Here is a 26,502-nt window from a genome sequence, read left to right on the forward strand (position 1 = left end):
AAAAAAAAACCTGGATAAAATAGTGTGGAAAAACACACTGCTTTATCCAGGTTTCGCCCAAAAAATTCTGGTTACGTCCTGACGAATGCCTTTTTTAACAATACTCTCGGGGAAACGCCATTAAAATATTCATTTTTGTGAAAATCATCACTAAATTTTAATTCCGCTGCGCGAAGAAAAGCGTTAAATACTGTGCCTGCGTCACATTTATCAAGAATACTGGTTGCTCCGGCTCCATCCTGTTCTTATAACTACCCCCACAGGACGTTACATGATTTATCGGCGAAACCTGCTTTCTGTTGCTACCCGGCAACAGAAAGCAGGTTTTTTTGTTTTTGGCGATTCCCTTCAGAGAAAATATTATGGCCCCGCTAAACCCACTACTCAGTGCGCTGCTCGCGTGTACCCTTTCCAGCGCCTGCGCCCTCGCCGCCCCGGTACAGCCGGAGCAGGAGAAAACGCGGATTCTGATTTTGTCCGACATTGGTAATGAGCCAGACGACTCGCAGTCGCTGGTACGCTTCCTGGTGTACAGCAATGAATTCAACGTTGAGGGGCTGATTGCCACGACCTCAACCTGGCTGCGGGATCGGGTTAATCCGGAAATGATGCTTAAGCGAATTGACGCCTATGAACTCGCACTGCCCAATCTGCGCCAGCACGCGGCAGGCTATCCAAGTGCCGCCAAGCTAAGGGCGGTAGTGCGGGCCGGCCGCGCCGGTTACGGCATGGATTATGTTGGCTCGGGGAAATCAACCGCCGCCTCGGCGCTGATTATTCAGTCTGTAGATAAACCCGATACGCGCCCCCTGTGGATCAATGTCTGGGGCGGTGCAGTGGATCTCGCACAGGCGTTATATGACGTGCGCGCCACGCGCAGTGCTGAAGAGCTTGACACCTTTGTCAGCAAAATCCGCGTCTATGCGATTTCCGATCAGGATAATACCGGCGAGTGGATCCGCGCTCAGTTCCCCACGCTGCGCTATATCACCAGTATTCACGCCTGGAATGACTACTTTATCGCCACCTGGAGCGGTATGTCGTCGCGCTTTGCCGAGGGCGGCGATATGAGCCAGGTGAACAATAGCTGGCTTGATAAACACATCCGCAACCAGGGCCCGCTGGGCGCGGCCTATCCAGCAATTGAATACACGATGGAAGGTGATACGCCTTCGTTTCTCTATTTGCTGCAAAACGGGCTGAATGCCCCAGAACATCCTGAATATGGCGGTTGGGGCGGGCGCTATGCTGCGGTTACTCCCGATAGCCGCAGCGGGCTGCGCACCAGCACTTCCGACACAGTGATGGGCATTGATGGCAAAAATCACCGCACCGCCAGCGCAACTATCTGGCGCTGGCGCGAAGCTTATCAGAATGATTTTGCCGCGCGCATGCAGTGGAGCGTCAACCCAGACGTGAAGCAAACCAACCACAACCCGCAGTTGGTTCTTAATGGACAGCCGGGACGGGGGATCGTCACGCTGCAAGTGAAGGCGGGCGCGGTGGTTAAGTTAACAGCGCAGGGGTCGCACGATGTCGATAACAATCGCCTTAGCTACCGCTGGTGGCAGTATAAAGAGCCAACGGCTACCGCCATGAATATCCACTTCAGTCCGGAACTGAAACTGGAAAAGAGCGAAAGCGAGGAACTGAGCTTTACCGCACCGGCGGTGAAAACGCCAACGCCGTTCCATATCATCCTGCAGGTGCAGGACGACGGCACACCGTCAATGTTCTCTTATCGCCGCGCTATTGTCACGGTAACGCCATAACAGCAGCACGCTTGGGGACCGCATGGTGCCCAGGCGTGCTGCACTGCGGCTATCAGAACGGATCGTTCAAACTGGCGCCGTTGCTGCCGATCACATCGCGATACCAGAAGAAGCTCTTTTTACGGTGGCGCTCCAGCGAACCGTTACCCTCATCATCACGGTCAACGTAGATAAAACCATAACGCTTGGACATCTGAGCGGTGCCGGCGCTGACCAGATCGATCGGCCCCCAGCAGGCGTAACCCAGCAGCTTGACGCCATCTTCGATGGCTTCTCTGACCTGTACCAGATGCGCCTGCAGATACTGGATGCGGTAATCATCCTGAATCGAGCCATCTTCCGCCGGAACGTCTTTCGCGCCAAGGCCGTTTTCGACAATAAACAGCGGTTTCAGGTAACGGTCATGCAGCTCGTTAAGCAGGAAGCGCAGCCCCTTCGGATCAATCTGCCAGCCCCATTCCGAGCTTTGCAGATGCGGGTTGGGGATCATACGCATAATATTGGTGCGTGAACTTTGATACAGCTCCGGCTGCGCTGCCGCACAGCCGCTCATATAATAGCTGAAAGAGATAAAATCCACAGTCTCTTTCAGGTCGGCCGCATCCTGTGCGGTCATATTCAACGCGATGTCGTTTTCGCGGAAGAAACGCTGGATCCATGCCGGATAGGCGCCCCGGGCCTGTACGTCACCAAAGAACAACCAGTCGCGATTAACGCTCTGCGCCTTCAGTACGTCCTCCGGTTTGCAGGTAATGGGATAGCGAATGCCGCCCAGCAGCATACTGCCGATTTTGGCATCCGGGATAATCTCATGGCAGGCTTTAACCGCGCGGGCGCTGGCTACCAACTGATGATGAATCGCCTGATAAATCTCCTGCTTGCTTCTCTCACCCGCCAGCCCGACGCCGGTGAACGGCGCATGCAGCGCCATATTGATCTCGTTGAACGTCAGCCAGTATTTCACTTTATCGCGATAGCGGGTAAATACCGTACGCGCATAGCGCTCAAACAGCGCAATCACTTCGCGGCCGCCCCAGCCGTCGTATTTTTTTACTAAGCCATAGGGCATTTCATAGTGGGACAGAGTGATCAGCGGCTGAATACCATAGCGCGCCATTTCATCGAACAGGCGGTCATAGAACGCCAGCCCCGCTTCATTTGGCTGGGTTTCATCCCCTTCGGGATAGATACGCGTCCAGGCAATGGAAGTACGCAGCACGCTGAACCCCATTTCAGCAAATAGCTTCACATCTTCCGGATAACGGTGATAAAAATCGATAGCCACATCTTTCACCCCGCTGCTGACCCCGTCGCGCTCCACTACCTTACCGTGGATGCCCTGCGGCTGCAGATCGGAGGTGGAAATCCCCTTCCCCGCTTCATTCCACGCGCCCTCTACCTGGTTGGCCGCAATCGAACCGCCCCACAAAAATCCTTCAGGGAATGCCATATTCATTGTTACGTTCTCCTTTATCTTCAATTCACCTGCCCGCAGTCAGGGGAGGCCTAAAAACAAAAAAACCCGCTTCCGCACCGGCAGATTTGAATGCCGGTGCGGAAGCAGGTTTCGCCTGATTGGTTCAGTTACGCCCTGTAGTGACCTGATAATAGCATTAACCGCCGTTAAGGCGATTAATATGGATAGTCAGAAACATCAACTCATCGGTGGTGAGCTGGCAACCATAATTTTTATCCACGTAGTGATAGATCTTCTTTGCGCAGGCGTAGGCTGTCGGCATCATTTCGGTGATCCCTTGATATATGCTGTCATCGCCGTGCATCACGGTTTTTCGATTCAGCAGGCGCAGGGCGAAAAATTTGAGATGAGTGACAAAACGCTGGTAGTCCAGCGACTCCTCATCATACGTTATCTTCAGGTCATACTGCAGGATGCTCAGGACATCTTTAATGATGGTCGCGCTGTGCATTGTGCTTTGCATATCACTGTTATTTTTAGCATTGGCCAGGTGCAAAGCAATAAATCCGGCTTCATCCTGTGGCAACGTGATATTCAGCGCCTGCTCGATCAGCGCCAGCGCTTCCAGCCCGACGGCAAATTCCTCGGCATAAAAGCGTTTAATGTCCCACAGCAAAAAGTTCTTTATCACTAGCCCGTTGGTTAGGCGCTGAATGGCGAAATTAATATGGTCGCTGAGCGCCAGAAAAAGCGTGTCATGTACCGTAATCGCCAGCCGCTGCTGCGCCAGGTTGATGATGCGCTGCGTGACGGCTAGATATGCCGGGGGGATCTCAGCCAGCAGTTGGGAAAAAACATCGGCCAGCCCCTCGGATTTTTTCACGAACTGGCTCTCAATCTCTCTGGCGTCCACGCTATCGCCCGGCTTTTTACCAAAGCCAATACCGCGCCCGATCGCCACGATCTCTTCGTGCTTCGCATTGGTGAGTAGGACCGCGTTATTGCTAAGTATTTTATCTACTATCATTGCAGCCATCTTTCTACGTGACCTTTTTCACAAAATTTATCATCTGAACGACTCATCCATTGCATTCAGAACGCATACCCTTTGCCTGCAATTTGCTACCTGGTTACAGCACCAGTCTCGGCTTTCCAGCCCATAGCATCACAAAAAAGACAAAAAAAACCTGATTGCGTTGAAGCCATAATGGTTTCAACGCAATCAGGTTTCGCTCAGAGTTATCTGATAACGTCCGTCCAGTAGGTTGTTATAACCAATCACGCCGGCAGGCTCAAGTGCCCTCTCAAGGAACTGTGATGATAATCATGAACTACCGCCCAACGGCTTTACCCACATTTTAAAAACCTGCACCGAAGCGAAGACCCCGGCAGTGATTCATGCCGACGCTTGTCAGCGATGCCTACCCATTGATACGGGCCAAACTTGATGCCATGCATAAAGACGTTGAAAAGTGGAAGGAACTGACCGTTAGCGCAGACGTTCCCAATGCACAAACCCCGCGTCTAGCCGGGATGGTAGGATGGGTAAGCACCGGCCCAGGGACAATAATCTGGCCGCCATCGTAGCGCAGTTTCAACTGCGAATGCGCAGTACGCCCGCAAAGGCGTGGCGTACCACCTCATGCAGCGCCGCGGCAATGGTCGTGCCAATAGCGCCCGGCCAAATAAGCGCAATGGTTGGATTCAAAGGCATCGTTTCATCCTCCTGATCCTCATATGCTGCCCTGCGGTATTAGCAGGGCGCATATCAAGATTTCATCGAACAACGACGACGCACCTTGCCATTGACGCTATTCGGTGGTGGTCGTCGCTGCCGGTGTAGTCGTTTCTGGCACCGAGGTGGTTGTTGGCGTTGATGTTGTTGCTGGCGTCGTGGTCGTCGTCGGCGTGGTTGCTGCGGGTGTGGATGTCGTTTCTGGCGTGGTTGTTACGGCCGGAGCCGTTGTCGTTGAGGGCGTGGTTGTTGCGGCCGGAGTCGCCGCCGGCGCCGTTGCAGCAGCAACCGGGGCGCTTACGATCACTTTCGTAGACGGCCCAACGGTGAATTTAGGCGTTTTACGCGTTATGGCATAATTGACGTGCTGCTTGGTGTGCGGCTCCGTCGTCACCTCTACCGCAGGAATGGTCACACGGCCCACTAAAGAACGAGCATAACCACCGATTTTATGTTTGCCCTCACTGACGTGCAACTCAACGGTTTGGCCAATAGCAAGAATACCCGCATCAATACCATCAACCGTGACGTAGATCGGTTCACCATCGTCTGCCGGCGTGGCAACATGAGTAACGCTGACCAGCGTAGGTCCGGTAGAAAAATCGACAATTTTAGCTTCCGCCGGGGTCAATACTGCACTCACCGAGGACTTGGCCGCTGAAGTTGCCGCGGTGATCTTCGCACATCCGGTCAACGTAAGCGCAGCGGTGATGGCAATCAGAGTGAAACGGTTAATCATGTTGGCAACATCTTCCTATCAGATTTTTTGTGACTTGGTTAACATCATAACTGATAACGATATTGAGATGAATGTCAGGCTGATGGTCTTAACAAAAACCAGACAAAATGAATATCCCCCTCACATCTTTCTGATAGCAACACGCCCTCACCGCTGCTGTATTAAAAAAGTGCCAGATGCAGAAGCGTACGCACTAAAATGCCGAACATCGCGCCCGGTGCGGCATAGCGGAAAACCCGGGTGAATCGCGAGCCGACACCGAGAAAAATGCCAATCCCAGGTAAATCAAAAGTTTGTACCAACAGCCCTGAAGAGGCGTTAATTTGGCTAGCGGTAATTTTGCCTTGCTGAACCAGATCAGAAATCACGCCAAAGTAGGCGGTGCCGCCTGCCAGACATTTCACCAGCGTCGGCATAACGAATACCTCTGGGATCCCCATCGCCGCCAGCAGCGGCGACAGCAAATGCTCCAACCCACTCACCACCCCAACCGCTGTCAGCATGCCTACGATCACCATCGATAAGAGCAGCATCGGCACCGAGCCCATCGCCAGCCGGATGGCGTCTGAACCTGCGCCATTGATAATCCCGATAATCCCGCGGGCCGTTTGCTCTTCTGGTCGCGCCGCCTCTAGACGGGCGCCTTCCGCCATTGACAGTTTTCGTCCCAGCCAGTGGTAGGTCAACGCTGCCGCACTCAACCCACCGATGATGGAGATCACGATCGCGGCGCCCCAGTGCAAGCCGAAAGGCGTTAACGGATAAAACGTATTGCCCTGCCCCATCGCGAAAACCATCGCCAACGTCGCCGCCAGATGGCGGTCGGATACCCCACGCTTCTCCATGATCGATAGCGTCGCAAGCGGCGCGGCAAAACTCACGAAGTTAAGCTGAATCATGGCAAAAGTGCTCATACCGCTAAGCCCGAAGGGCCGCAGCAAGGGCGTCATCCACTTAACGACGACGTCCAAAACGCCTTTGACTTCGAGAAATTTCATGATGACCAGCATCACGACCATGATGGGGAGTAGCGTATACAGCGCGACATCAACGGAGGATTTCCCCGCTGAGATGATGATTCCGATTACGTCCATGACCAAACTCTTTCGGGCCACTTATTTATTGAACGCGTACCTTAGCACCATCATGCGGGATTAAACAGAGGGTGCCATTTTTTTAACGAAGGGAAACACAACTTCAGGCCGATAATTACGGCCTGATGCAACCAGCCGGCTTTCTGTGCACAGAGAGGCCGTGTTCGCAGTTGATCATTAGCCAAGCGGCGCACCATAGCGTTGCTTTACCAACGCCAGGATTACAGCTGTGCTGCATACCGGCTGAGCCGCCACCACCCCGATACATGTAGCCAGTTTACGTGCTTCCTGAAGGAATTCACGAGAATGCGAAGTTCAGCCTCGAACTCATTTTCTTGCATCCATAATTTAGATAAAAATATAAAGAATCCGTCAAATCATAGTCAAAAAAACCTTCAAGCATGCATATACTTTTATTAGCACGACACTTTCACAGATGGTAATAGTGGATATCATCTATTTTATTTAAATTTTTTTTATAAAAATTGGCTATCACTCGGAGAGGGACGATAGAAGCATAGACTTATTTATAATTCCATGTTAGTTATAAAACTATAACCCCACTATCAATGGTAAAACATATGAATATAGATAATCTCCCGTTCGGCATTACAAACTGGTCAGAAATCGAGCCAACCAAACATTCTGGTGATATCGGGTTTGCTTTATGGAGAACACAGAACTTCGGTAATATAAGAGTCAGATTTGTTGAATATTCTGAAGGATATGTCGCCGATCATTGGTGTAAAAAAGGCCATATACTGCTATGCCTTAAAGGCGAGCTGCACACAAAATTGGATGATGGGCGTACTTTTATTTTAACACCAGGCGTGAGCTATCAGGTAGCCGATAACGCTGAAGCCCATCATTCATCTGCACCAAATGGTGCAAGATTGTTCATCGTAGACTAAGTAAAATCCGCCTTCACCGAAGACGTGTGTGACATGGCCCTCCAGCAAGGGGCCTCTCAATTGCTGTTGTCTTTCTGTTTCATCTTTCGCTATTTTTCCTGATACTGGATATATCTGCAGATAATTACTTAGTTGTATCTTACCGAATCCATAATATCCTCTTTTTGCCAAGCGTGATTTCCCCTATTTTCCTTTATCAGACACAGAAATTTCGCAAACAGTATTATCGCCCTGTCGTGCTGAAATAACATGAGAAAATATCCACGGAGCGGCAGCACCACGGCCTGTGAGGGAGATAACCTAAGCTACTCCGGTTAAAGAGCGGCTCATTTTTATAAGGCGGCGACAGAAACTTTTGCAACTACTTTCCTGACCTGGCTACTTAAGTGCCGGGAAAGATATATAAAATCACAACGTATTAGCATTATCATCATTACTTTTATCTTTCATTATGGGAACGATAGGCTTGTATTTAATATCCAATAACCTTTTGTTTTTATAATCTCTTTTTTTCTTTCTCCCTGGCCAATACATTAATATATCGGAGATCAAATCAAGCAGTTCCATCATCTATATCGCCCTTTTTCTCAGACTGTTCGCATCGCTGCTCCGGTGGTCAAATTCGGGGGCACCAGGCTGGTCGCCATAAATCCTACTTTACACCAGCATTGAATATCAATCGGCCATTAATGCAATCCGGCACGGATGCCATGCTCATTCCCCCCCTTTGGCGCGCCCTCTTGTCGCGTCAGGCCTCACCGCGGCACCGTACAGGAACACGTGCACCGCTTCGCGAACCATTTTTCTTATCTGGCACAGGTTGATGGGTTCGGGCTCCCGCTCCAGCAGGCGTATTTCACCGACGGCGAAGAAAAGCGAGAGTAGCTGTTGGGCCATTATACGCGGATCGCCCAGCCGGATTTCCCGGCGAACCATAGCGATATCCAGCGCTTGTGTGAGTTTTTCCAGCGCATCGCGAAAACCCGCTTCATAAAAAAGCAAACCAATATTCGTGCATGCGGCATCGGATAAAACACGGCGATAGATATCCAGCGCATCCCGATCGTCTTGCAGCACAAGCAGCATCCGCACGCCAAAACGGGTGAGCATGGTACGCAACGGATAACTCTGCGTGTCGGATATCACGGATACGGCCTGCGTTAAATGCCGGGTGGCATAGGTGCGGATCACCGCCGTAAGCAGCTCCTCTGGATGGGCAAAATGGTTAAGCAACGCCCGCTCGACGCAGCCCAAGCGGGAAGCCAACAGCCGGAATGTTAATGCCTCATACCCCTGGCTTTGAAGTATCGCAGCCGCCTCAGTGATGATGTGTTCCCTCAGGATATCCGAGCCCTTTCTCATGCTCTCCTCCGTTGTTGCTGAATGTAAAGAAACCCTAAATCCAGAAACATTTTTTTGGCAAAGCGATGATAGCAACGAAAAACCACCCCGTACAGTTATAATCAATATCGCCTTGATCATCCGGCGTTCTCTGGTATCGGCAAGGGGTTTGCCTAAGAATTGTGCCCGCGCTTTCGCAAAGTGGAGAAGGTGAAATGGCCCCATGGCCTGAACCGTAAAGGCAGATCATACAGGGTGAAGAGTGCCAACTCTGAAAGGCCGAGGGCTGGCCTATTCAGAGGGATGTGGGTGCCATAATGCGCAGACAGGCGATGGGGAAAACAGAGCGATCTCGGGTAATGATTATTTATTCTCTTCCCGCGGTATTGCGCCGTTCAAAAATAACCGGACGGCACCTTTGACCATTTGCTTGATTTTCGCGTTGGTAAAACGCGGCAGTTCGCGCTCAAAGAGGAGCGTATCCGTCTCCGATTTAACCAGGGCGGTAAATTGTTTTGCTCGCAGCATCGGCTCACCTTCAGTCAGCTCACCTTTTTGCATGGCTTCTCTCATGACCTCGGCCAGCGCTTCCATGCTTTGCCGAATGCCGGCCTCGCGAAAACGTTCGCCAATATCGGAATGCCCGGCCTCGCCCACCACCACACGGTAAATCTGCAACGCCTGATTGTCGCCGGTAAGCACCTGAAGCATCCGTTCGCCAAAGCGGGTAATCTTTTGCTCAAGCGAGAGTTTTTCACTGCCAGGGGCCACCAACTCGGCAGCCGCTTCCGTCAAAAAATTTGCGCTGAATTTACGGACTACCGTTTCAAACAGCTCTTCTTTCGATGAAAAATAGTTATACAGGGTCGCCTTAGAGCCACCGACACGCTTGGCGACTTCATTCATTGAAGCGCGCTCATAGCCGATCTCCTGGAAAACCTGCGCAGCGGCGGCAATGATGGCCTCTCGCCGTTCTTCTGTTAATGTTCTCATGCAATCTCCTTGGGTCTGCTGAAGCGTTTATCATCAGCAAAACGAACGCCATAACTAAACAGTACAGTTTATAAACCATTATGCCACGCTAATACGGCCAACGTTAAGACATGCATCATGTCGTGGACAAATGTTCTCATAAACGCAACAAAGATAAACTATACCACATGGTTCAGTTATTAATAACCCCCTCTCAGCTTTGGAAAATGTTAAAATATTTGTTGGTAATACGAAAGAAAATGATTCTACAACAACGCACTGTGTGAGAATAAAATGCTAAGGTATTGGCTATACGCTTCTACCATGCGGGGCTGATCATGGACTACAAACAGCAAATTCTGAATATTCTGCATAGCACCCCAGCCTCGCGGGTCGCCATGACCAAAACATTGAATATCACCCGCGCCTATATGACCAAGCTGACTGCGGCGTTGCTCAGCGACGGTATCATCGAAGAATGTGACGTGAAAGACGCTCCGCTGGGGCGCCCGCAACAGTTGCTGGCCGTAAAAACCGGCAGCCTGTTTAGCATCAATGTCATGATCAGAACCTATGGCCTGCAAGCCTCGCTCAACGATTACAACACCACCCGGCCAGCGCTGGCCACGGCAAACTATCCGTTGAGCGGCCCGATGAGCGCGCAACGCCTGGCTGAAATGCTCGATGTGCTGGCGGCCGAGCTATGCGCCCAGGCAAATGTGGCGCGCGAACAGGTAAAAGCCCTTGGCGTGGCGTTGCAGGGCGGGATCGAACAACACTCCGGCGTCGTGAGGTGGTGCCCGGTGCTGGAAGAGCGCAATATCAACCTGCGCGATATTATTTGCAGCCACAGCGGCATTGCAACGCAGATCGTCAATATCGCCTGGTGCTCATGTTACATGATCAATAAGCGTACCCATTCCCGCGAATCCTGGGTGGCATTTATGCCGGGCTTCGGCAGCCTGGGGTTTGGTTATTGCATCAACGGCCAGCCGGGCCTGGGCGACAACGGTTTCTATCCTGAAATCGTCCATTTGCCCTATGCTTCCGGGCTGGAAAACGCCTTTTTGTTCGATCCCGCCGCGCCGCAACAATCCGCGCAACGCACGGCCGAAGCGCTCTTTTTTGCCATCTGCTGTACCGCGCCGATACACAATATTAAACGCGTGATCCTGACCGGCGAGCTGTTTGAAGACTACGCAGATTTGATCATGCCGATCACCCATCGCCTATTGCGTGAAAACCCCAGCGAGCATATCAACACCATCCGCCTGGAATACATGAAAGCCAGCTACAACTACAGTATGGTCGGGCTGGTTCAGCTCAGTTCAGACGCCATCACCGCCACCCTGCTTTAAACACGCCGCAGAGCCCCTTCCTGCTATGGCATTGCGCCCCGGCGGCAGATCTCTTTTTTGTGATTCAATTAGCAAAAATGATTTTTATTTTTTACTTTGTTTCCACTGTTAACTAATGTGTCCTCATCCGCTATTCATCGCCTCACAAAGAAAAATAATTCATTGATTTCATTAGCCATGAGGTTCCCAATGATCAAAGTAACGCACAACGCCATCACCAAAGGTCTGTTGCTTATCGCCCCGGTGTTGTTCACTGCGGCGCTGCCTGCCGCCGCGGTTGCCAATGAGTCTATGCAGCAGATCGCCGGCAAAACCCTGCCCTACCAGGAAAAGCCGCGCGTTTTCATCCTGAGCGATATTGGTAACGAGCCGGACGACCAAATGTCGCTCACCCGTTTTCTGCTCTATAGCAACGAGCTGAACGTTGAAGGCCTGGTCGCCACCACCTCCACCTGGCAACGGGAAAAGGTGCATCCTGATATGATTGAGCTGGTGGTGAACCACTACGCCGAGGTGCAACCGAACCTGCTGAAACACGATCCGCACTACCCTGCCGCTTCGTTGCTGAAAACGCTGATCGCCTCCGGCCAGCCGGCTTACGGCATGGCCGCTACCGGGGAAGGGAAAAATACCCAGGGTTCGGATTTGTTGCTGAAGTCGATTGAGAAAAGCAGCGATCCAGCCCACCCGCTCTTCATTAACCTCTGGGGCGGCGCCAACACCTTGGCGCAGGCGCTGATCGATCTGTCGAAAAAACACCCGGCGGCGCAAGTTGATGCCCTGACGCGGAACCTGGTGGTCTATTCCATCTCCGATCAAGACGATGCTGGGGCGTGGGTCAGGCAGCACTACCCGCAGATCACTTATATCGTCGATCCATCCAGCCAAAACGGGGAAGACTACGCCCGCGCCACCTGGACCGGCATCAGCGGCGACAAATATTACCGCAATGCGCCCGGCGCAGATTTCACCACGGTTTCGCAAAGCTGGCTGGACAAAAACATCCGCAGCAAAGGGCCGTTGGGGAAAGGCTATCTGCAATATGCCTTTATTATGGAAGGCGACACACCGGCGTTTCTCGGCCTGATCCGCAATGGCCTCAACAGCGAGATGAACCCCGGCTGGGGTGGCTGGGGCGGCCGCTACATTGTGCGCCAGCCGCAGGGTGAAACCCGCCCGATCTGGAGCAACGGCGGCGATTTCTTCCCAGGCAACCCCAACGCGGCGGATACGGTCATCGGCAGCGACGGCCAGCAATACACCTCTAATCAGGCGACCATCTGGCGTTGGCGCACCGCATTCCAGCATGACTTCGCTGCCAGAATGGACTGGAGCATAAAGGACTACGCCTCAGCCAACCATAATCCGCTGGTCGTAGTGAACGGTAAAACCGGCAAAGAGGTGCTCAACATCACCGCCCACGTTGGGGAAACCGTCAAGCTGAGCGCGAAAGGAAGCCACGATCCAGATGGCGATAAACTTAGCTATAACTGGATCCTCTACCCGGAAGCCACCTCCTCGATTTCCCACCAGGTGACGATGGATCAGATCGTCGGCAAGTCGGGAGAAGATTTCCTGCAAAAACCACAGGTGCTGGCATTAGGGGCGAATGGCAAAGAGACGATAGACGTGCAGGTGAAAAATAAGGGAACGGAACATATTATCCTGGCCGTAACCGACGATGGCAGCCCGGCCTTAACCGCCTACCGCCGCATCATCATTACGGCGCAATAACCGCACGCATTCAACACCGGCACAGCGTTCGCTGCGCCAAACAAAAAGCCACGGCGCCTTCATGCTTGCCGTGGCTTTTTTCATCGTGCCGCCTGGCTAACCGCCCTATTTATGCTGGCGGAAGATCCACTCCCGAATCGGCTCAATGGTGTAGGCGATGCGCCAGGTGTTGCGATGGCCACTGGCGCCGGCGGCGGACTGGCCCTGCGGGATCACGGTGCCTTTGCGGAAAGTCACGTAATTTATCGGGTTGTTCTCCGCCGTAATTTTGTCGAAGGCGGCGCGGAACTGCTCCGGCGACCAGGTACCGTCCCAAACCGCACGGCTGATCTTCGCCCCGGCCTTCTCCAGGTTGGCGGTGATGGCGTTCTGCCCAGGGTAGGCTTTGTCGTCATCCTGCGAAACCAGGATCCACAGTTTCTGCCCGGCGAGCGGCGTCACCAACGCCGGATCCCATTGGCCAGCGACTAAAAACGAAGCGGCGAAGAAGCTCGGATATTTGATGTCCATGGCGATCGACATCATACAGCCGCCGGATTGGCCGGTGGTATACAGCCGGTTGCGGTCAATGCTGTATTTCTCCGCCAGCGTCTTGATCAACGTAATGGTGATATCCAGCATATCGGAGGTTTTTGAATCATCATCGGCGATGATTTCCGCATACTGCGGCGCCAGAACGAAACACGGCCGTTTGGCCTGATCGGCCGGGCTGGCCCAGGCTATCGCCCCCAATCCCTGATACAGCGTCGTCCGCGTCACATCGCTGGTTGCGCCCGCATCGTGCATAAACAACACCAGCGGATAGGCTTTGTTGGCATCATAGCCTTTCGGCACGAACAGGTTGTAACGCAGCAGCTTGCCGGTCTTTGGATCGTGGAATTCCAACGGCTGAAAATCATCAACGATCGGGTTTTCCACCTGCGTAGTTGCCAGCGCCTGGCTGCTGGCAGGTATCACATCCCCGTTTGCCAGCGTGACGGGCGCTGCCTGCAACACCTTGGCCGCCGCCGTTTTGTAGACGGTGTCATAGGTGGGAATATCCCCCGCATTGCCAGGGCCGCCGCCTTTCATCCCTTTGCCAGCCTCCTTGCCAGACGCGCCCTGCGGCTCCACTTTCTCGGCCAGCGTGGCGTTGGCATCCTCGGGCGATAGCGTCACGATCGCAAAGCGCCCTGCCTGCGCACGATCGGCCGGATTAGCCGAGGTGCTGGCGAAAACACCGGTGACCGTCCGCCCTTCCACCTGGAAGCTCGCCGCCTGTAAATCCGCGCTGTTGATCGGCACGTCGTATTCCACGGCGACCGCCGCCAGCCGGATGCCATCGCCATATACCTGCGTGATGGCCGTTGCGCTCTTCGCATGCAGAGCCCCATTTTTGGCAAACACAGGAACATTAATCGCAATCAAGGCCCCGGTGCATACCCCCATAAGCAGGAATTCCCGACGTGATGGCATCTTTATTCTCCTTCGCCGTTGCTGGCTTTCATTTGTTTCAGTTTATCCACTATCGCCGCTGCGGCCGCTTCCGCCGCGCCTTTGGCATAGGGCGAATTGCGCGCTTCATAAGTGAAACGCGCATAGCTTTGCGCATCGGGCAGGTATTTGGCCGCGCCGTCGACCATAGTGGCGACGAGGGTCTGCGGATACGGCGATGCCGCACGGATCTGTGCGCCAACGCGGGCAGCCAGCTCTGGCTGCATTCCCACCAACACCATGGCGCCAATACGCATCATTACGAGCGGCACAGCACGCGTTTTGGCACTGGGCGGATAGTTGAACGCGGTAACGGGGCCGGTGGGCCGATCTTCCGGCGTAATCTCTTGCGCGGCCACGTTTATCTGCGCGCGCCGTACCGCCAGCGTGGCCTGGGATGCCGGCACAATTTGCCCGGCAACTTGCACCACGCCGGCGCCGAGCCGCTCGCCCAGCAAATCCACCAGCGTGAACCCCGCTTCGTGCACATCAATTTGACCCACGCTGCCATCGCTGTTGACGACGTGGCGGTTGGCCTGCAAATACGGCGCCTGATCCCCAGCCGCCCCCACCAGGAACAGCGCAACGGTATCCGAACCGTAATGTGCCTCAACGTAACGCGCCGCGGCGCCGGCAAGATCGGCGGAAATCAACTTCCCGCCGGCGGCCTGCTGCGAACCGTCCATAATCGACGACTGCACGGCAAAGTTCATCAGGAGCGCCAGCGGCTTGCCATCACGGCCATCAATGCGCAATACGCCGAGGAAAGGATCGGCAAAACCGGCATCGTTGGCCCCCAGCCACCAGCCGTGCGGTGTCGGTACATCGCGGTTCACATTCACCCGGCTGGTGCCGGCGCCAAAGCCCAAACGGGCCGGCTGCAAACCGGCGTTGGCGTGCTCCGCCGCGGTGCGCAACGCGGCAAGCACCGCGCGCCAGGCGGCTTCATTGCGCACGGTATCCGTACCGGCGGGCGCTTGCCCGGCCGGAAAAATATGCGGAGTGGAAAAGGTGTGGCTGGCGCAAACCAGCGTGTTGTCAGGCGGCACGCCCGCCACCTCAGTCAGGATGGTTTTTATCGCGCTGATCATGCCTTCGGCGATCGAGGTCAGATCGACAACCGCGATGCTCAGGCGTTGGCGGCCGTCATCCAGCAGCAACACGCGGACGGCCAGCGGATCGTGCATGCCGGCAAAGCCGTCCAGCGGGAAAAGTGCGGCGGGAAAGACGATCTCCGCCCGCCCGGCGCCAGCCCGGAGCGCCGATGCCGTTGGCGTGCCTGCTGCCGCTACCAACGGTTGCAGCAGAGTCGCCGCCCCCAGGCCGATGCCCGTTAACAGAAATTGCCGCCGTGATTGCATACCAGACCTCAACCGACCTTCAGCGCCAGCTCCGTGCCGCGTTTGATCGGCAGGGTGACGGAGATAAACCCATTAGCAGGATCGCGAATATATTCAAGGAAATCCGGCTCGGCGTTATCGTTCAGCACATAGCCGCCGGTGCGCAACTGCGGCGCGATAATCTCAATGATCTGGCGAGCGAGCGAAGGCCCCTGCTCAACCGGCCAGCCGTCGATCAACGCAAAATCGATAGGTTCGCCAAGGTCGCGCAGCGTTTCGCGTGCGTCGCCCACGCGAATATCCGCATAGTCCGCCAGCCCGGCATCGGCCAGATTACGCCGCGCCACATCGACCTTCGCCTGCACATATTCCGCGCCGATCACCAACCCGCCGCCGTTGTCGCGCATCGCGGCGGCAAAATACAGCGCCGACATGCCGACCGAGGTCGCAAAATCCACCACCCGTTTCGCCCCCATGCCGCGGCACAGCAGGTATATCAGATCCCCTTGATCGGGGTGGATGGAAAAACCGTAATCGGCGAAGGCCTCGGGCGCCTTGCCCGCAGCGCCCTGAAACGCGCCCGGTTCCGGGAAGCGCCGCGCAGCGTTCATCCGGGCGATAACCTCAAGAACGCGGGGATCCCGGATAGGGCTTGGCCCGGTTCCCTGGGATGGAATAGCCTTTGGCATGATCAACCTCCATTACCTAATCTAACCGTAGCAAAGCAACCCAGGCAGCTCAAATGCGGCCGATATTCGCCGCAGGCTGGGCCTGCCTTGAAGAAAGCCTTGCTCACTGATATGGTACTAGAAAAGTACCATATTGTAGCCGATGCAGGCTGTCAATGAGAAAACCAGCACCAGGAGAACGGATGGACGTCACCCCAAAAAAAACCGCGCCCAAACGCGGGCGGCCCAAAGTGTTCGGGGAACAGGAACGCCGGCAGTCCATCATCGCCGGGGCCTATGAGGCCTTTATCGAACTGGGGTTTGCGCACACCACAACGGCCGTTATCGCGGCGAAAGCCAAAGTCTCCAAGCGCTCGATCTATGAAGTATTCAGTAACAAAACGGCGCTCTTCGCCGCCGTGATCCAAGAGAAACAACACCTGATCCTGGCCCTGCCGCGCCCGCCGGGCGAAGCACTGCCGCTGCTGGAAACGCTGATCGAAATTTTCCGCCTGAACATTGATCAGGAAACCGCCCTGGCGCGCGAAGCGATACTCAATTTGATCGTCAGGGAATCGATCCAGTTCCCCGAGCTGTCCGATTATCTCTATGAAAATGAAATCATTCGCTCACGGGAAGCGCTCATCGAGTGGCTCCAGCTGGAGGCTGAACGCGGCCGTATGGTGGTTGACGATCCCGAGGTCTGCGCCGGGATGCTGATGGATATCGTGTTTGGTGCGCTGCTGCCGCGCCGAAGAGCGCAACAGGCGCCGGACTACGCGCGCCGAGCGGAGCACATTAAACAACGGCTGGCGATTTTCCTGCGCGGCATCCAGCCAGGCCAGGCATAACGGCACGCCCGCTGACATCAGGGAAGGCGTGCCGCGCCGGCGCCGCTATGGCGCCAGGGTTTTCGCATCCCAGCCGCCGCCCAGCGCCGCAATCAGTTCCACGCTGGCCACCCACTGCGTGCTTTGCAGCGACAGCAGGCTTTGCTGCTGGCTCAGGCTGGCGTTTTCCGTGGTGGCGACATCCAGGTAATCAATCATCCCGGCCTCATACTGGTTGCGTGTGACGCGGGCGGAATCCTGCGCCGCGGTGGCGGCGCGCTGCTGCGCGGCCAGCTCATCCTGCAGGGTATTCAACTGCACCAGATAGTTTTCCACCTCGGTAAAGCCCTGCAGCACCGCTTGGCGGTAGCTGGCGACGCTGGCGTCATAGGCGGCGCGCGCCTGCTCCACCTTCGCCGACGTCGCGCCAAAGTCCAACAGCGTGCCGCTCAGCTCCGGCCCGAGCGACCAGACGCGGTTCGGCAGCGAGATCAGATTATGCAGCGCCGAACTGGTGAAGCCACCGCTGGCGCTTAACGTCAGATCCGGGTAGTAACCAGCGATCGCCACCCCCACCGCCGCATTCGCCGCCGCTACGTTGCGTTCGGCATAGGCGATATCCGGCCGGCGCTGCAACAGTTCCGATGGCAGCGCATGTGGGATCGCCGGCATGGTTGCGCTCAGCGGCGCGGCGGCCAGGCTGAATTCCGCCGGCGTTTTGCCGATCAGCAGCGCTATCGCGTGTTCCAGCTGCGCCCGTTGCCAAACATAATCCAGCGCCGAGGCTCTGGCGCTCTCCAGTTGCAGTTGCGCCTGCGCCAGCGTGCTGCGTGATTCGGCGCCGGCCTGATATTTGTTGTTGATCACCTGCAGATAGCGTTCATAGGCCTGCACGCTCTGCTGATACAGGGCAATTTGCTGATCCATAATACGCAACTGGAAGTAATCCTGCGCCAGCTCCGACTGGGCGCTCAATGTTATATTGGCCAACTCGGCCTGGCTGGCCTGCGCGCTGGCCTTGTTCTCTTCCAGCGTGCGGCGCAGCTTGCCCCACAGATCCAGTTCCCAACTGGCGCTGGCCTCTGCCGAGAAACTGTTGCTGACGGAACGCTGGCTGGCACTACTGCTGGCCTTGCTGCCGCTGCGGGTGCCCGATCCGGTGCCGCTGAGGGTGGGGAACAAATCAGAACGCGATTCCGCCGCCAGCGCTTTGGCCTGGCGATATTGCGCCTCATACTGCGCCACGTTCTGGTTCGAAATGCTCACCTGGCCGAGCAGCGACGATAGCGTGGCATCGTGATACACCGCCCACCATTCGCCCTTATTGGCCTGATCCTGCGGTTTGGCCTGCTGCCAGCCTTTGGCTTCCTTATACTGCAACGGCACGCTGGTAGGAGCCGGGCGCTGATAATCGGGCCCCACGGCGCAGCCGCTGAGCACCAGAGCAAGAAAAAGCGGAGTAAAGGCAATATTTTTCAGTTTCATAAATGGTTATTCAGCATGGCGCAAACGCTGCCACTGACGACGAGTGGCGCGGCTGGCGCGATCAAGATAGAGGTACACCACCGGCGTGGTGAACAGCGTAAGTAACTGACTGAGCGCCAGACCACCGGCAATCGCCAGGCCCAGCGGGCTGCGCAAATCGGCGTCACCGCCGCTGCCCAACGCCAGAGGCAGCGCGCCGAAGAACGCCGCCAGGGTGGTCATCATAATCGGGCGAAAACGCATCAGGCAGGCCTGGGTGATCGCCTGCTGCGGCGACATGCCCTGCTGGCGTTCGGCCATTAGCGCAAAGTCGATCATCATGATGGCGTTCTTCTTCACGATACCGATCAGCAACAAAATACCGATCAGCGCGATCACCGTAAGCTGGGTGTTGGTCAACAGCAGCAACAGCAAAGCGCCCACGCCGGCCGACGGCAGCGTTGAAAGAATGGTCAACGGGTGGATATAGCTTTCATACAGCATACCCAGCACGATATACACCGCGGCCAGCGCCGCCAGGATCAGCCACGGCATGGTGGCGGTCAGCTCGCCGAACTCACGGGCAGTACCGCTGTAGCCGGCCTGCACGTCGCTCGGCAGGCCGATCTGCGCCATGGCGTTTTTAATCAACACCTGCGCCTGCTCCAGCGAAACGCCGTCCTGCAGGTTGAAAGCGACGGTGCTGGCGGCGGACTGCCCCTGATGCGCCACCGACAACGGCGCAGTGTCGCTGCTGAAAGTGACGAAGGCAGACAGCGGCACCTGATCGCCGTTGTCGTTCACCACGAACAGATCTTTCAGCGTATCCGGATCGCGGGTGAAGGTGTCATCCACCGACATCACCACATGATACTGGTTAAGCGTGTGGTACAGGGTGGCAATCTTGCGCTGGCTGAAGGCGTTATTCAGCAGCGTATCGAGCATATTGACATCAATGCCCAACTGCGTGGCCTTATCGCGATCGATATTGATCATCACTTCCTGCCCGCCGTTCTGCGAGTCGGAATCCACGCTGGTCAGTTGCGGGATCTGCGCCAGCGCCGCCTGCACCTTCGGCGTCCAGGTGCGCAGGGTACTGAGATCGTCCGCCTGCAGGGTGTACTGGTAGCTGGCGTTGGCGCTGCGGCCGCCGACACGCAGATCCTGTGCCGCCATCAAGAACAGCTGCATGCCAGCCAGATGTTGTGCTTTGGCGCTCAGGCGGTTGGCGATTTCACTCGCCGTGGCGCTGCGCTGGTTAAAGTCTTTCAGATGCACGAAGAAGTTGGCGCTGTTGCGCGAACCGAACGCGCCGCTGCCCATCGATGCCATCACCCCATCCACGTCCGGATCTGCGGCAATCAGTTTGGCGGCCTGTTGCATCTTGGGCTTCATCGCCTGGAACGAGATGTTCTGATCGGCGCGCACCATGCCCATCAGCAGCCCGGTATCCTGGGTCGGGAAGAAGCCCTTCTGCACCACGGTGTACAAGAAAACGTTGAGCACCACGGTCAACAGCAGGCTGAACAACGTCAGGCGCTGGTGCTTCATCACCCAGTCCAGCCCGCGGGAATAGGCCGCCAGCAAAGCGTTGAGCTGATTTTCAATCCACTGGTACAGCGGATGCGGCCGTTTCGTCACCGCCGGTTTGCGTTTTAGCAGCCGCGAACAGAGCATCGGCGTCAGCGTCAGCGACACCAACATCGAGATCAACAGCGACACCGTCAGCGTCACCGCGAATTCGCGGAATAACCGCCCGATCACGCTGCCCATCAGCAGGATTGGGATAAACACCGCCACCAGCGATAAGGTCATTGACAGCACGGTGGAGCTAACTTCCCGCGCCCCTTTCAGCGCCGCCCGCACCGGGCTAAGGCCGGCTTCGATATAGCGGGTGATGTTTTCCAACACCACGATGGCGTCATCCACCACAAAACCGGTGGCGATAATCAGCGCCATCAGCGACAGGTTATCCAGGCTGTAATCCAGCAGGTACATCACCGCGCAGGTGCCGATCAGCGATACCGGCAACGCCAGCGCCGGGATAATCACCGCCTGCACATTGCGCAGGAACACGAACACCACGGCGATCACCAACAGCACGGCGATCAGCAGCGTCTCTTCGGTGTCATACAGCGAGGCGCGCACGGTGGTGGAGCGGTCGACCACCAGCTTCAACTGCGTATCCGCCGGCAGTTCCTTTTGCAGATCCGGCAGCAATGCTTTGATCGCATCAATGGTTTGCAGCATGTTGGCGCCCGCCTGCCGCGTCACGCCAATCATCACCGCCGGCTGTTGGTTGTAGTAACCGGCCCGGTATTTGTCTTCGATCGCATCGTACACCGTCGCCACGTCGCTCAGGTGGATCGCCCGGCCGTTCTGATAGCTGATCACCAGGTTACGATACTGCGCCGCTTTATCCAGTTGGCCGTTATTGTCCACCACCCACGATTGGCTGCCGCCGTTCAAAATGCCTTTTGGCAGGTTGGTGGTGCTATCGGCAATGGCGGCGCGCACCGTATCCAGCGAAACGCCAAAGTGGGTCAGCATCTGCGGCTGCAGATCGATACGCACCGCCGGCAGCGCGCTGCCCATCAGCGACACCTCGCCGACCCCCTGCACCTGGGCGATTTTCTGGTCGATCTTGCTGTCCGCCAGATCGTAGAGTTCGCCGGCCGGGCGCGTTGCCGAAGTCAGCGCCAGCATCACGATCGGCGCATCGGACGGGTTGGCTTTGCGGTAGGTCGGTAGCGTCGACATGCTGCTGGGCAGCAGGCTGCGGGCGGCGTTGATTGCCGCCTGCACGTCGCGCGCCGCGCCGTTGATATCGCGGTTCAGTTCAAACTGCAAAATGATATTGGTGCTGCCGGACGAACTGCTGGAGGTCATCTCGGTAATGCCGGCGATCTGCCCCAGCGCCCGCTCCAGCGGCGTCGCCACCGTGGCGGCCATGGTTTCCGGGCTGGCGCCGGCCAATGAACCGGTCACCATGATGGTGGGGAAATCCACCTGCGGCAGCGGCGCCACCGGCAGCAGACGATAACCCAGCATGCCAAGCAGCAGGATCGACAGCGTCAGCAACAGCGTGGCGACCGGACGGAAGATAAACAACCGTACCATATTCACTCCCCGCCCTGAGACTGCTGCGCTTTACGCATATAGCGTTTCCCACGCTGCGCCAGGCCATCGAACCACAGATAAATCACCGGCGTGGAGAACAGCGTCAACACCTGGCTGACGATCAAACCGCCGACGATCACCAGCCCCAACGGCTGGCGCAGCTCCGCCCCGGAACCGGAAGCCAACATCAGCGGCAGCGCGCCGAGCAATGCCGCCATGGTGGTCATCAGGATCGGCCTGAAGCGCAGCAGGCAGGCCTGATGGATCGCTTCACGCGGGCTAAGGTGCTGATGGTTCTCGGCCTCAAGCGCAAAGTCGATCATCATGATGGCGTTCTTCTTGACGATACCGATCAGCAAAATCACACCAATCAGCGCAATCAGGCTGAATTCGGTGCCGGCCAGCAGCAGGATCAGCAGCGCCCCCACCGCCGCCGAAGGCAGCGTCGACAGGATAGTGACCGGATGAATAAAGCTTTCGTACAAAATGCCCAGCACCACGTACATAGTGAGCAACGCCGCCAGAATCAGCCACAGCGTGTTGCTGTTGGCGCTCTGGAAGGCGGAAGCTTCCCCTTGGTAACGCAGCGTAATACTGGAAGGCAGTTCCAGTTGCTTACTGACCTCGGTAATCGCCTGCTGCGCGTTTTCCAGTGAATAGCCGTCATTCAGATTGAACGACACCGTGACCGCCGGGAACTGGTTCAGCCGCATATGCATCAGCGAACCGGGGCGTTGATGGATGGTGGCGATCGAGGTCAGTTTCACCATGTTGGCCGTCGAACTGGTCGAACTGGTTGACGACGACGTGGAGGACGTTGAGCTGGTAGAAGACGTCGATGTTGTGGATGAACTGCTGCTGTCGGAAGACACCGTACTGGCCAGCCAAACGTCATCGAACGACGCCGGGGACTGCTGATAGGCCGGCGCCACTTCCAGCACCACGCGGTACTGGTTCGACTGGGTAAAGATGGTCGAAACCAGGCGCTGCCCGAAGGCGTTGTATAACGCGGTATCCACATCGGACGCGGTAATGCCGTAGCGCGCCGCTTTATCGCGGTTCAGTTCGACATAGGCCACCTGCCCCTGATCCTGCAGGTTGCTGACCACGTTGTTGAATTCCGGGCGTTTTGCCAACGCCGCCACCAGTTGCGGCGACCACTTCACCAGGTTTTCGCTGTCGGCGTCATCCAGCGTGAACTGATACTGGCTCGGCGTCACCTGGTCGTTCACCGTCAGATCCTGCGCCGATTGCATATACAGCTCGATGCCCGGCACACTGCGCACCGCTTGTTTCAGCTCGGCGATCACCGTGTCGGCGCGATCGTCGCGCTCATCGAACGATTTAAGATTGATTTGCAGGCGCCCGCTGTTCAGGCTGGTGTTGTTGCCGTCGATACCGATGGTGGACGACACGCTCTCAACCGCCGGATTCTGCAAAATCACATCCGCCAGCGCCTGTTGCCGCTTGGCCATTTCACCAAAAGAAACATCCTGCGACGCCACGCTAATCCCCTGAATCAACCCGGTATCCTGCGTGGGGAAAAAGCCTTTGGGGATAATCAGATAAAGCAGCGCCGTCAGCACGAAGGTGCCCAGCGCCACCAGCAGCGTCAACTTCTGATGGTTAAGCACCACCGTCAGCAAACGATCGTAGCCGTGGATCACCTTGTCGAAAAACTCCCCGCCCTTGCGCGAAAAGCGCGACTGTTTTTCCGGCGGGATGTGGCGCAGCAAATAGGCGCACAGCATCGGCGTTAAGGTTAACGACACCAGCATCGACACCAGTATCGCCACCGCCAGCGTAATGGCGAATTCGCGGAACAGCCGCCCGACCACATCGCCCATAAACAGCAGCGGGATCAACACCGCAATCAGCGAGAAAGTCAGCGAGATGATGGTGAAGCCAATCTGCTGCGAGCCTTTCAGCGCCGCCTGCATCGGCGTTTCGCCCTCTTCCAGCCGGCGGGAAATATTCTCCACCACCACGATGGCGTCATCGATAACGAAGCCGGTGGCGATGGTCAGCGCCATCAGCGACAGGTTGTTGAGGCTGAAATCGGCCAGATACATCACGCCGAAGGTGCCCACCAGCGACAAAGGAACCGCTACGCTTGGGATCAGCGTCGCGGCGATATTGCGCAGGAACAGGAAGGTCACCATGATAACCAGCGCAATCGACAGCATCAGTTCGAACTGCACGTCGCTGATTGAAGCGCGAATGGTTTGCGTGCGATCGGACAATATCTCCATTTTCACGCCATCCGGCAGTGCCGCCTGCAGCGTCGGCAGTTGGGCCTTGATATTATCCACTACCGAGATAACGTTGGCGCCGGGCTGGCGCTGCACGCTGATGACAATCGCCGGGCTGCGGTTGGCCCACGCCGACTGATAGCTGTTTTCCGATGCTTCTTCAATATGGGCGATATCGTGCAGGCGCAGCGCCGCACCGTTCTGGTAAGCCAGAATCAGGTTGCCGTACTCTTCGGCGGTGCGCAGTTGGTCATTGGCATCAATGGTGACCGAGTGGTATTTACCGTCAAAGCCGCCCTTCGAACCGTTAACGTTGCTGTTGCCGATCAGCGTATTGACGTCTTCCAGCGTCAATCCCCGCGCCGCCAGCGCTTTCGGATCCACCTGCACGCGGATGGCAGGCTGGTGCCCGCCGGCCAACGTCACCATCCCCACGCCGGAAATCTGTGACAGCTTGAGCGCGATACGGGTGTTCACCAGGTCCTGTACTTTGATCAGCGGCAGGGTATCGGAACTGGCGGCCAGGGTGATCACCGCGCTATCCGCCGGGTTAACCTTTTTATAGGTCGGCGGGTTGGGCAGATCGCTTGGCAACAGGCTATCGGCGGCATTGATGGCCGCCTGCACTTCCTGCTCGGCAACGTCCAGCGACAGATCGAGCGAAAACTTCAGGGTGATCAGCGAAGAACCGCTGCTGCTGTTGGAGGTCATCTGGCTCAGGCCGGCCATTTGCCCCAACTGGCGCTCCAGCGGCCCGGTCACGGATGACGCCATGACGTCCGGGCTGGCGCCCGGATAGAGCGTCGTCACCTGGATGGTAGGATAGTCAACCTGCGGCAGGGCGGAAGTTGACAGCGTGCGATAAGCAAAAATCCCGGAAATCAACACGCCGACCATCAATAAGATGGTCGCGACCGGGCGCTCAATAAATATTCGTGACGGGTTCATTGAGCCTTAGCGCTCCCACTGGCCGCGCCGGTCTGTGTCTGCTCCGCCGTGACCACACTGACTTTGCTGCCGGAGGCCAGGCGATCGACGCCTTCCGTTACCACCCGATCCCCTGGCGCCACGCCGGAAATAATCGCCCGCTGGTCTTCACCGAAGCTCGGCCCGGTCGCCACCACCTTGCGCGTCACGGTGTTGTCCTGATTGATCACGAAGACAAAACTGCCGTCGCTGCTAAGCTGCAGCGCCTGGGAAGGAATTACCGTTGCCTGCGACAGCAGGCCGGTTTGCAGACGCACGTTGACGAACTGGTTGGCGTACAGCGCCTCATCCTCATTGTCGAACAGGGCTTTTAACTGCACGGTGCCGGTGCTGGTATCGATGCTGTTGCTGATAAACTGCGCTTTGCCCTCGGCAAGCTGCGTTTTGTTATCCTGATCAAACGCGGTGGCCGGCATGCTCTGCCCGTTGTGCAACGCTTTCAGCAGCACCGGAATATTGCTTTGCGGCACGCTGAAGGTCACGGCGACGGGCTGCGTCTGGGTAATGGTGACGATGCCGGTGGTATCACTGCTGGTCACCATATTGCCCGCATCCACCAGCCGCAGGCCCACGCGCCCGCTGATCGGCGCGGTAATGCGCGCGTATTCGATGTTCAGCTTGGCGGCGGCAATCTGCGCTTCATCGGCTTTAATCGCGCCGCTGTACTGCCCGGCTGTCGCGATCTGCGTATCCAGATCCTGGCGTGAGAGCGAATCCTGCGCGAACAGTTTTTTGTAGCGGGTCAGCGTGAGTTGCGCGCTTTTCAGCAGCGCCTGGTTTTCACTCAGTTCGGCCTGATACTGCGCGAGCGTGGCCTGGTAACTGCGCGGATCGATCTGCGCCAGCAACTGACCGGCTTCAACCTTCTGCCCTTCGGTGAAATAGACTTTCATGAGCTGCCCATCGACCCGGCTGGTCACCGTTACCGTGGCGTTCGGCGTCACCGTACCCAGCGCATTGAGGTACACCGGCACATCGGCCTGGGTGGCGGTTCCAGCATGAACCAGCGTATTGCCACCGCTCATCATCATCCGGCCTGGGCCGCCGTGACCACCGGGGCCACGCATACCGCTTTGGCCGCTCTGCCCTTGCGGCCACAGGCGCCAGACCACGCCGGCAACGATCAGAACCAAGATGACAAGTAACAGAAGTTTCAATAATCGAGAACGCGATGGCTTAGTCATGAAAATCTTAATGTTGATGAGAAAAGGACACCTCACCCACTTGCGGGATAAGGAAGGTATATACCCTTGATACTTCACGCTGCCGATGTGTTGGCCTTGCGGCAACCCGAA

19 protein-coding genes and 1 pseudogene are annotated in these 26,502 nt (G+C 56.4%); 5 read left to right on the forward strand and 15 right to left on the reverse strand.

What is annotated here, in order from left to right:
* Nucleotides 1–362: 362 nt before the first annotated feature.
* A complete protein-coding gene (locus tag ACN28Q_RS02895; RefSeq protein WP_095848884.1) occupies nt 363–1,772 on the forward strand; it encodes a DUF1593 domain-containing protein in 1,410 nt (469 codons plus the stop codon).
* Between the two features lie 52 nt (nt 1,773–1,824).
* On the opposite strand, the gene ACN28Q_RS02900 is transcribed toward ACN28Q_RS02895, so the two are convergent.
* The 5 genes and pseudogenes from ACN28Q_RS02900 to ACN28Q_RS02920 all read right to left on the reverse strand — a co-directional run bounded on the left by ACN28Q_RS02900 (nt 1,825) and on the right by ACN28Q_RS02920 (nt 6,757).
* On the reverse strand, nt 1,825–3,228 hold the full coding sequence (locus ACN28Q_RS02900) for a glycoside hydrolase family 1 protein (RefSeq protein ID WP_095844952.1): 1,404 nt from the start codon (nt 3,226–3,228) through the stop codon (nt 1,825–1,827).
* 157 nt (nt 3,229–3,385) lie between these two features.
* Nucleotides 3,386–4,216, reverse strand: coding sequence for a BglG family transcription antiterminator LicT (gene licT, locus ACN28Q_RS02905; RefSeq protein WP_095844953.1), 831 nt, complete (start codon nt 4,214–4,216; stop codon nt 3,386–3,388).
* A 511-nt stretch (nt 4,217–4,727) separates the two neighbouring features.
* Nucleotides 4,728–4,903 (reverse strand): annotated as a pseudogene (locus ACN28Q_RS02910) (oxidoreductase); the annotation flags it as partial.
* 97 nt (nt 4,904–5,000) lie between these two features.
* A complete protein-coding gene (locus ACN28Q_RS02915; protein WP_183096674.1) occupies nt 5,001–5,663 on the reverse strand; it encodes a hypothetical protein in 663 nt (220 codons plus the stop codon).
* Nucleotides 5,664–5,824: 161 nt separating this feature from the next.
* Nucleotides 5,825–6,757: a nucleoside recognition domain-containing protein gene (locus tag ACN28Q_RS02920; RefSeq protein WP_095844954.1), complete on the reverse strand. Its 933-nt coding sequence runs from the start codon at nt 6,755–6,757 to the stop codon at nt 5,825–5,827.
* Between the two features lie 581 nt (nt 6,758–7,338).
* On the opposite strand from ACN28Q_RS02920, the gene ACN28Q_RS02925 reads away from it, so the two are divergent.
* A complete protein-coding gene (locus tag ACN28Q_RS02925) occupies nt 7,339–7,668 on the forward strand; it encodes a DHCW motif cupin fold protein (RefSeq protein ID WP_095844955.1) in 330 nt (109 codons plus the stop codon).
* A 408-nt stretch (nt 7,669–8,076) separates the two neighbouring features.
* Here the strand turns inward: ACN28Q_RS02925 and ACN28Q_RS02930 are convergent, their stop codons facing one another.
* The 3 genes from ACN28Q_RS02930 to ACN28Q_RS02940 all read right to left on the reverse strand — a co-directional run bounded on the left by ACN28Q_RS02930 (nt 8,077) and on the right by ACN28Q_RS02940 (nt 10,002).
* Nucleotides 8,077–8,238 (reverse strand): hypothetical protein, encoded by a 162-nt coding sequence (locus tag ACN28Q_RS02930; RefSeq protein ID WP_165907015.1) that lies wholly within the window; start codon nt 8,236–8,238, stop codon nt 8,077–8,079.
* Nucleotides 8,239–8,382: 144 nt separating this feature from the next.
* Nucleotides 8,383–9,234 (reverse strand): TetR/AcrR family transcriptional regulator, encoded by an 852-nt coding sequence (locus ACN28Q_RS02935; protein WP_095844956.1) that lies wholly within the window; start codon nt 9,232–9,234, stop codon nt 8,383–8,385.
* 138 nt (nt 9,235–9,372) lie between these two features.
* Nucleotides 9,373–10,002: a TetR/AcrR family transcriptional regulator gene (locus ACN28Q_RS02940; protein ID WP_095844957.1), complete on the reverse strand. Its 630-nt coding sequence runs from the start codon at nt 10,000–10,002 to the stop codon at nt 9,373–9,375.
* Nucleotides 10,003–10,319: 317 nt separating this feature from the next.
* Here ACN28Q_RS02940 and ACN28Q_RS02945 point away from each other — a divergent pair, with 317 nt between their 5' ends.
* Together ACN28Q_RS02945 and ACN28Q_RS02950 are read left to right on the forward strand one after the other, a co-directional pair.
* The gene (locus ACN28Q_RS02945; RefSeq protein ID WP_095844958.1) at nt 10,320–11,339 is read left to right on the forward strand and encodes a NagC family transcriptional regulator; all 1,020 of its coding nucleotides are present in this window, start codon (nt 10,320–10,322) and stop codon (nt 11,337–11,339) included.
* 189 nt (nt 11,340–11,528) lie between these two features.
* Nucleotides 11,529–13,073, forward strand: coding sequence for a nucleoside hydrolase-like domain-containing protein (locus ACN28Q_RS02950; protein ID WP_095844959.1), 1,545 nt, complete (start codon nt 11,529–11,531; stop codon nt 13,071–13,073).
* Between the two features lie 105 nt (nt 13,074–13,178).
* On the opposite strand, the gene ACN28Q_RS02955 is transcribed toward ACN28Q_RS02950, so the two are convergent.
* From ACN28Q_RS02955 to ACN28Q_RS02965, 3 genes are read right to left on the reverse strand one after another with little or no spacing between them, the layout of a single operon-like run.
* Complete coding sequence (locus ACN28Q_RS02955) at nt 13,179–14,528, reverse strand: carboxylesterase family protein (protein ID WP_095844960.1); 1,350 nt, start codon at nt 14,526–14,528, stop codon at nt 13,179–13,181.
* A gap of 2 nt (nt 14,529–14,530) precedes the next feature.
* Nucleotides 14,531–15,907, reverse strand: a complete 1,377-nt coding sequence (locus ACN28Q_RS02960; RefSeq protein WP_095844961.1) for a hypothetical protein — start codon at nt 15,905–15,907, stop codon at nt 14,531–14,533.
* An 8-nt stretch (nt 15,908–15,915) separates the two neighbouring features.
* The gene (locus ACN28Q_RS02965; protein ID WP_095844962.1) at nt 15,916–16,575 is read right to left on the reverse strand and encodes an O-methyltransferase; all 660 of its coding nucleotides are present in this window, start codon (nt 16,573–16,575) and stop codon (nt 15,916–15,918) included.
* Between the two features lie 182 nt (nt 16,576–16,757).
* Here ACN28Q_RS02965 and ACN28Q_RS02970 point away from each other — a divergent pair, with 182 nt between their 5' ends.
* Complete coding sequence (locus tag ACN28Q_RS02970) at nt 16,758–17,405, forward strand: TetR/AcrR family transcriptional regulator (protein WP_095844963.1); 648 nt, start codon at nt 16,758–16,760, stop codon at nt 17,403–17,405.
* A 45-nt stretch (nt 17,406–17,450) separates the two neighbouring features.
* Here ACN28Q_RS02970 and ACN28Q_RS02975 read toward each other — a convergent pair whose 3' ends face one another.
* From ACN28Q_RS02975 to ACN28Q_RS02990, 4 genes are read right to left on the reverse strand one after another with little or no spacing between them, the layout of a single operon-like run.
* On the reverse strand, nt 17,451–18,869 hold the full coding sequence (locus ACN28Q_RS02975; protein ID WP_095844964.1) for an efflux transporter outer membrane subunit: 1,419 nt from the start codon (nt 18,867–18,869) through the stop codon (nt 17,451–17,453).
* A 6-nt stretch (nt 18,870–18,875) separates the two neighbouring features.
* A complete protein-coding gene (locus ACN28Q_RS02980) occupies nt 18,876–21,974 on the reverse strand; it encodes a multidrug efflux RND transporter permease subunit (protein WP_095844965.1) in 3,099 nt (1,032 codons plus the stop codon).
* A complete protein-coding gene (locus ACN28Q_RS02985; protein WP_095844966.1) occupies nt 21,971–25,168 on the reverse strand; it encodes an efflux RND transporter permease subunit in 3,198 nt (1,065 codons plus the stop codon). Before ACN28Q_RS02985 ends, ACN28Q_RS02980 begins: the two co-directional genes overlap by 4 nt.
* On the reverse strand, nt 25,165–26,391 hold the full coding sequence (locus tag ACN28Q_RS02990) for an MdtA/MuxA family multidrug efflux RND transporter periplasmic adaptor subunit (protein ID WP_095844967.1): 1,227 nt from the start codon (nt 26,389–26,391) through the stop codon (nt 25,165–25,167). The genes ACN28Q_RS02985 and ACN28Q_RS02990 overlap by 4 nt, the downstream gene beginning before the upstream one ends.
* Between the last annotated feature and the right edge of the window lie 111 nt (nt 26,392–26,502).

The sequence above is a fragment of the Gibbsiella quercinecans genome (assembly GCF_002291425.1).
GTDB classification, from domain to species: Bacteria; Pseudomonadota; Gammaproteobacteria; order Enterobacterales; family Enterobacteriaceae; genus Gibbsiella; species Gibbsiella quercinecans.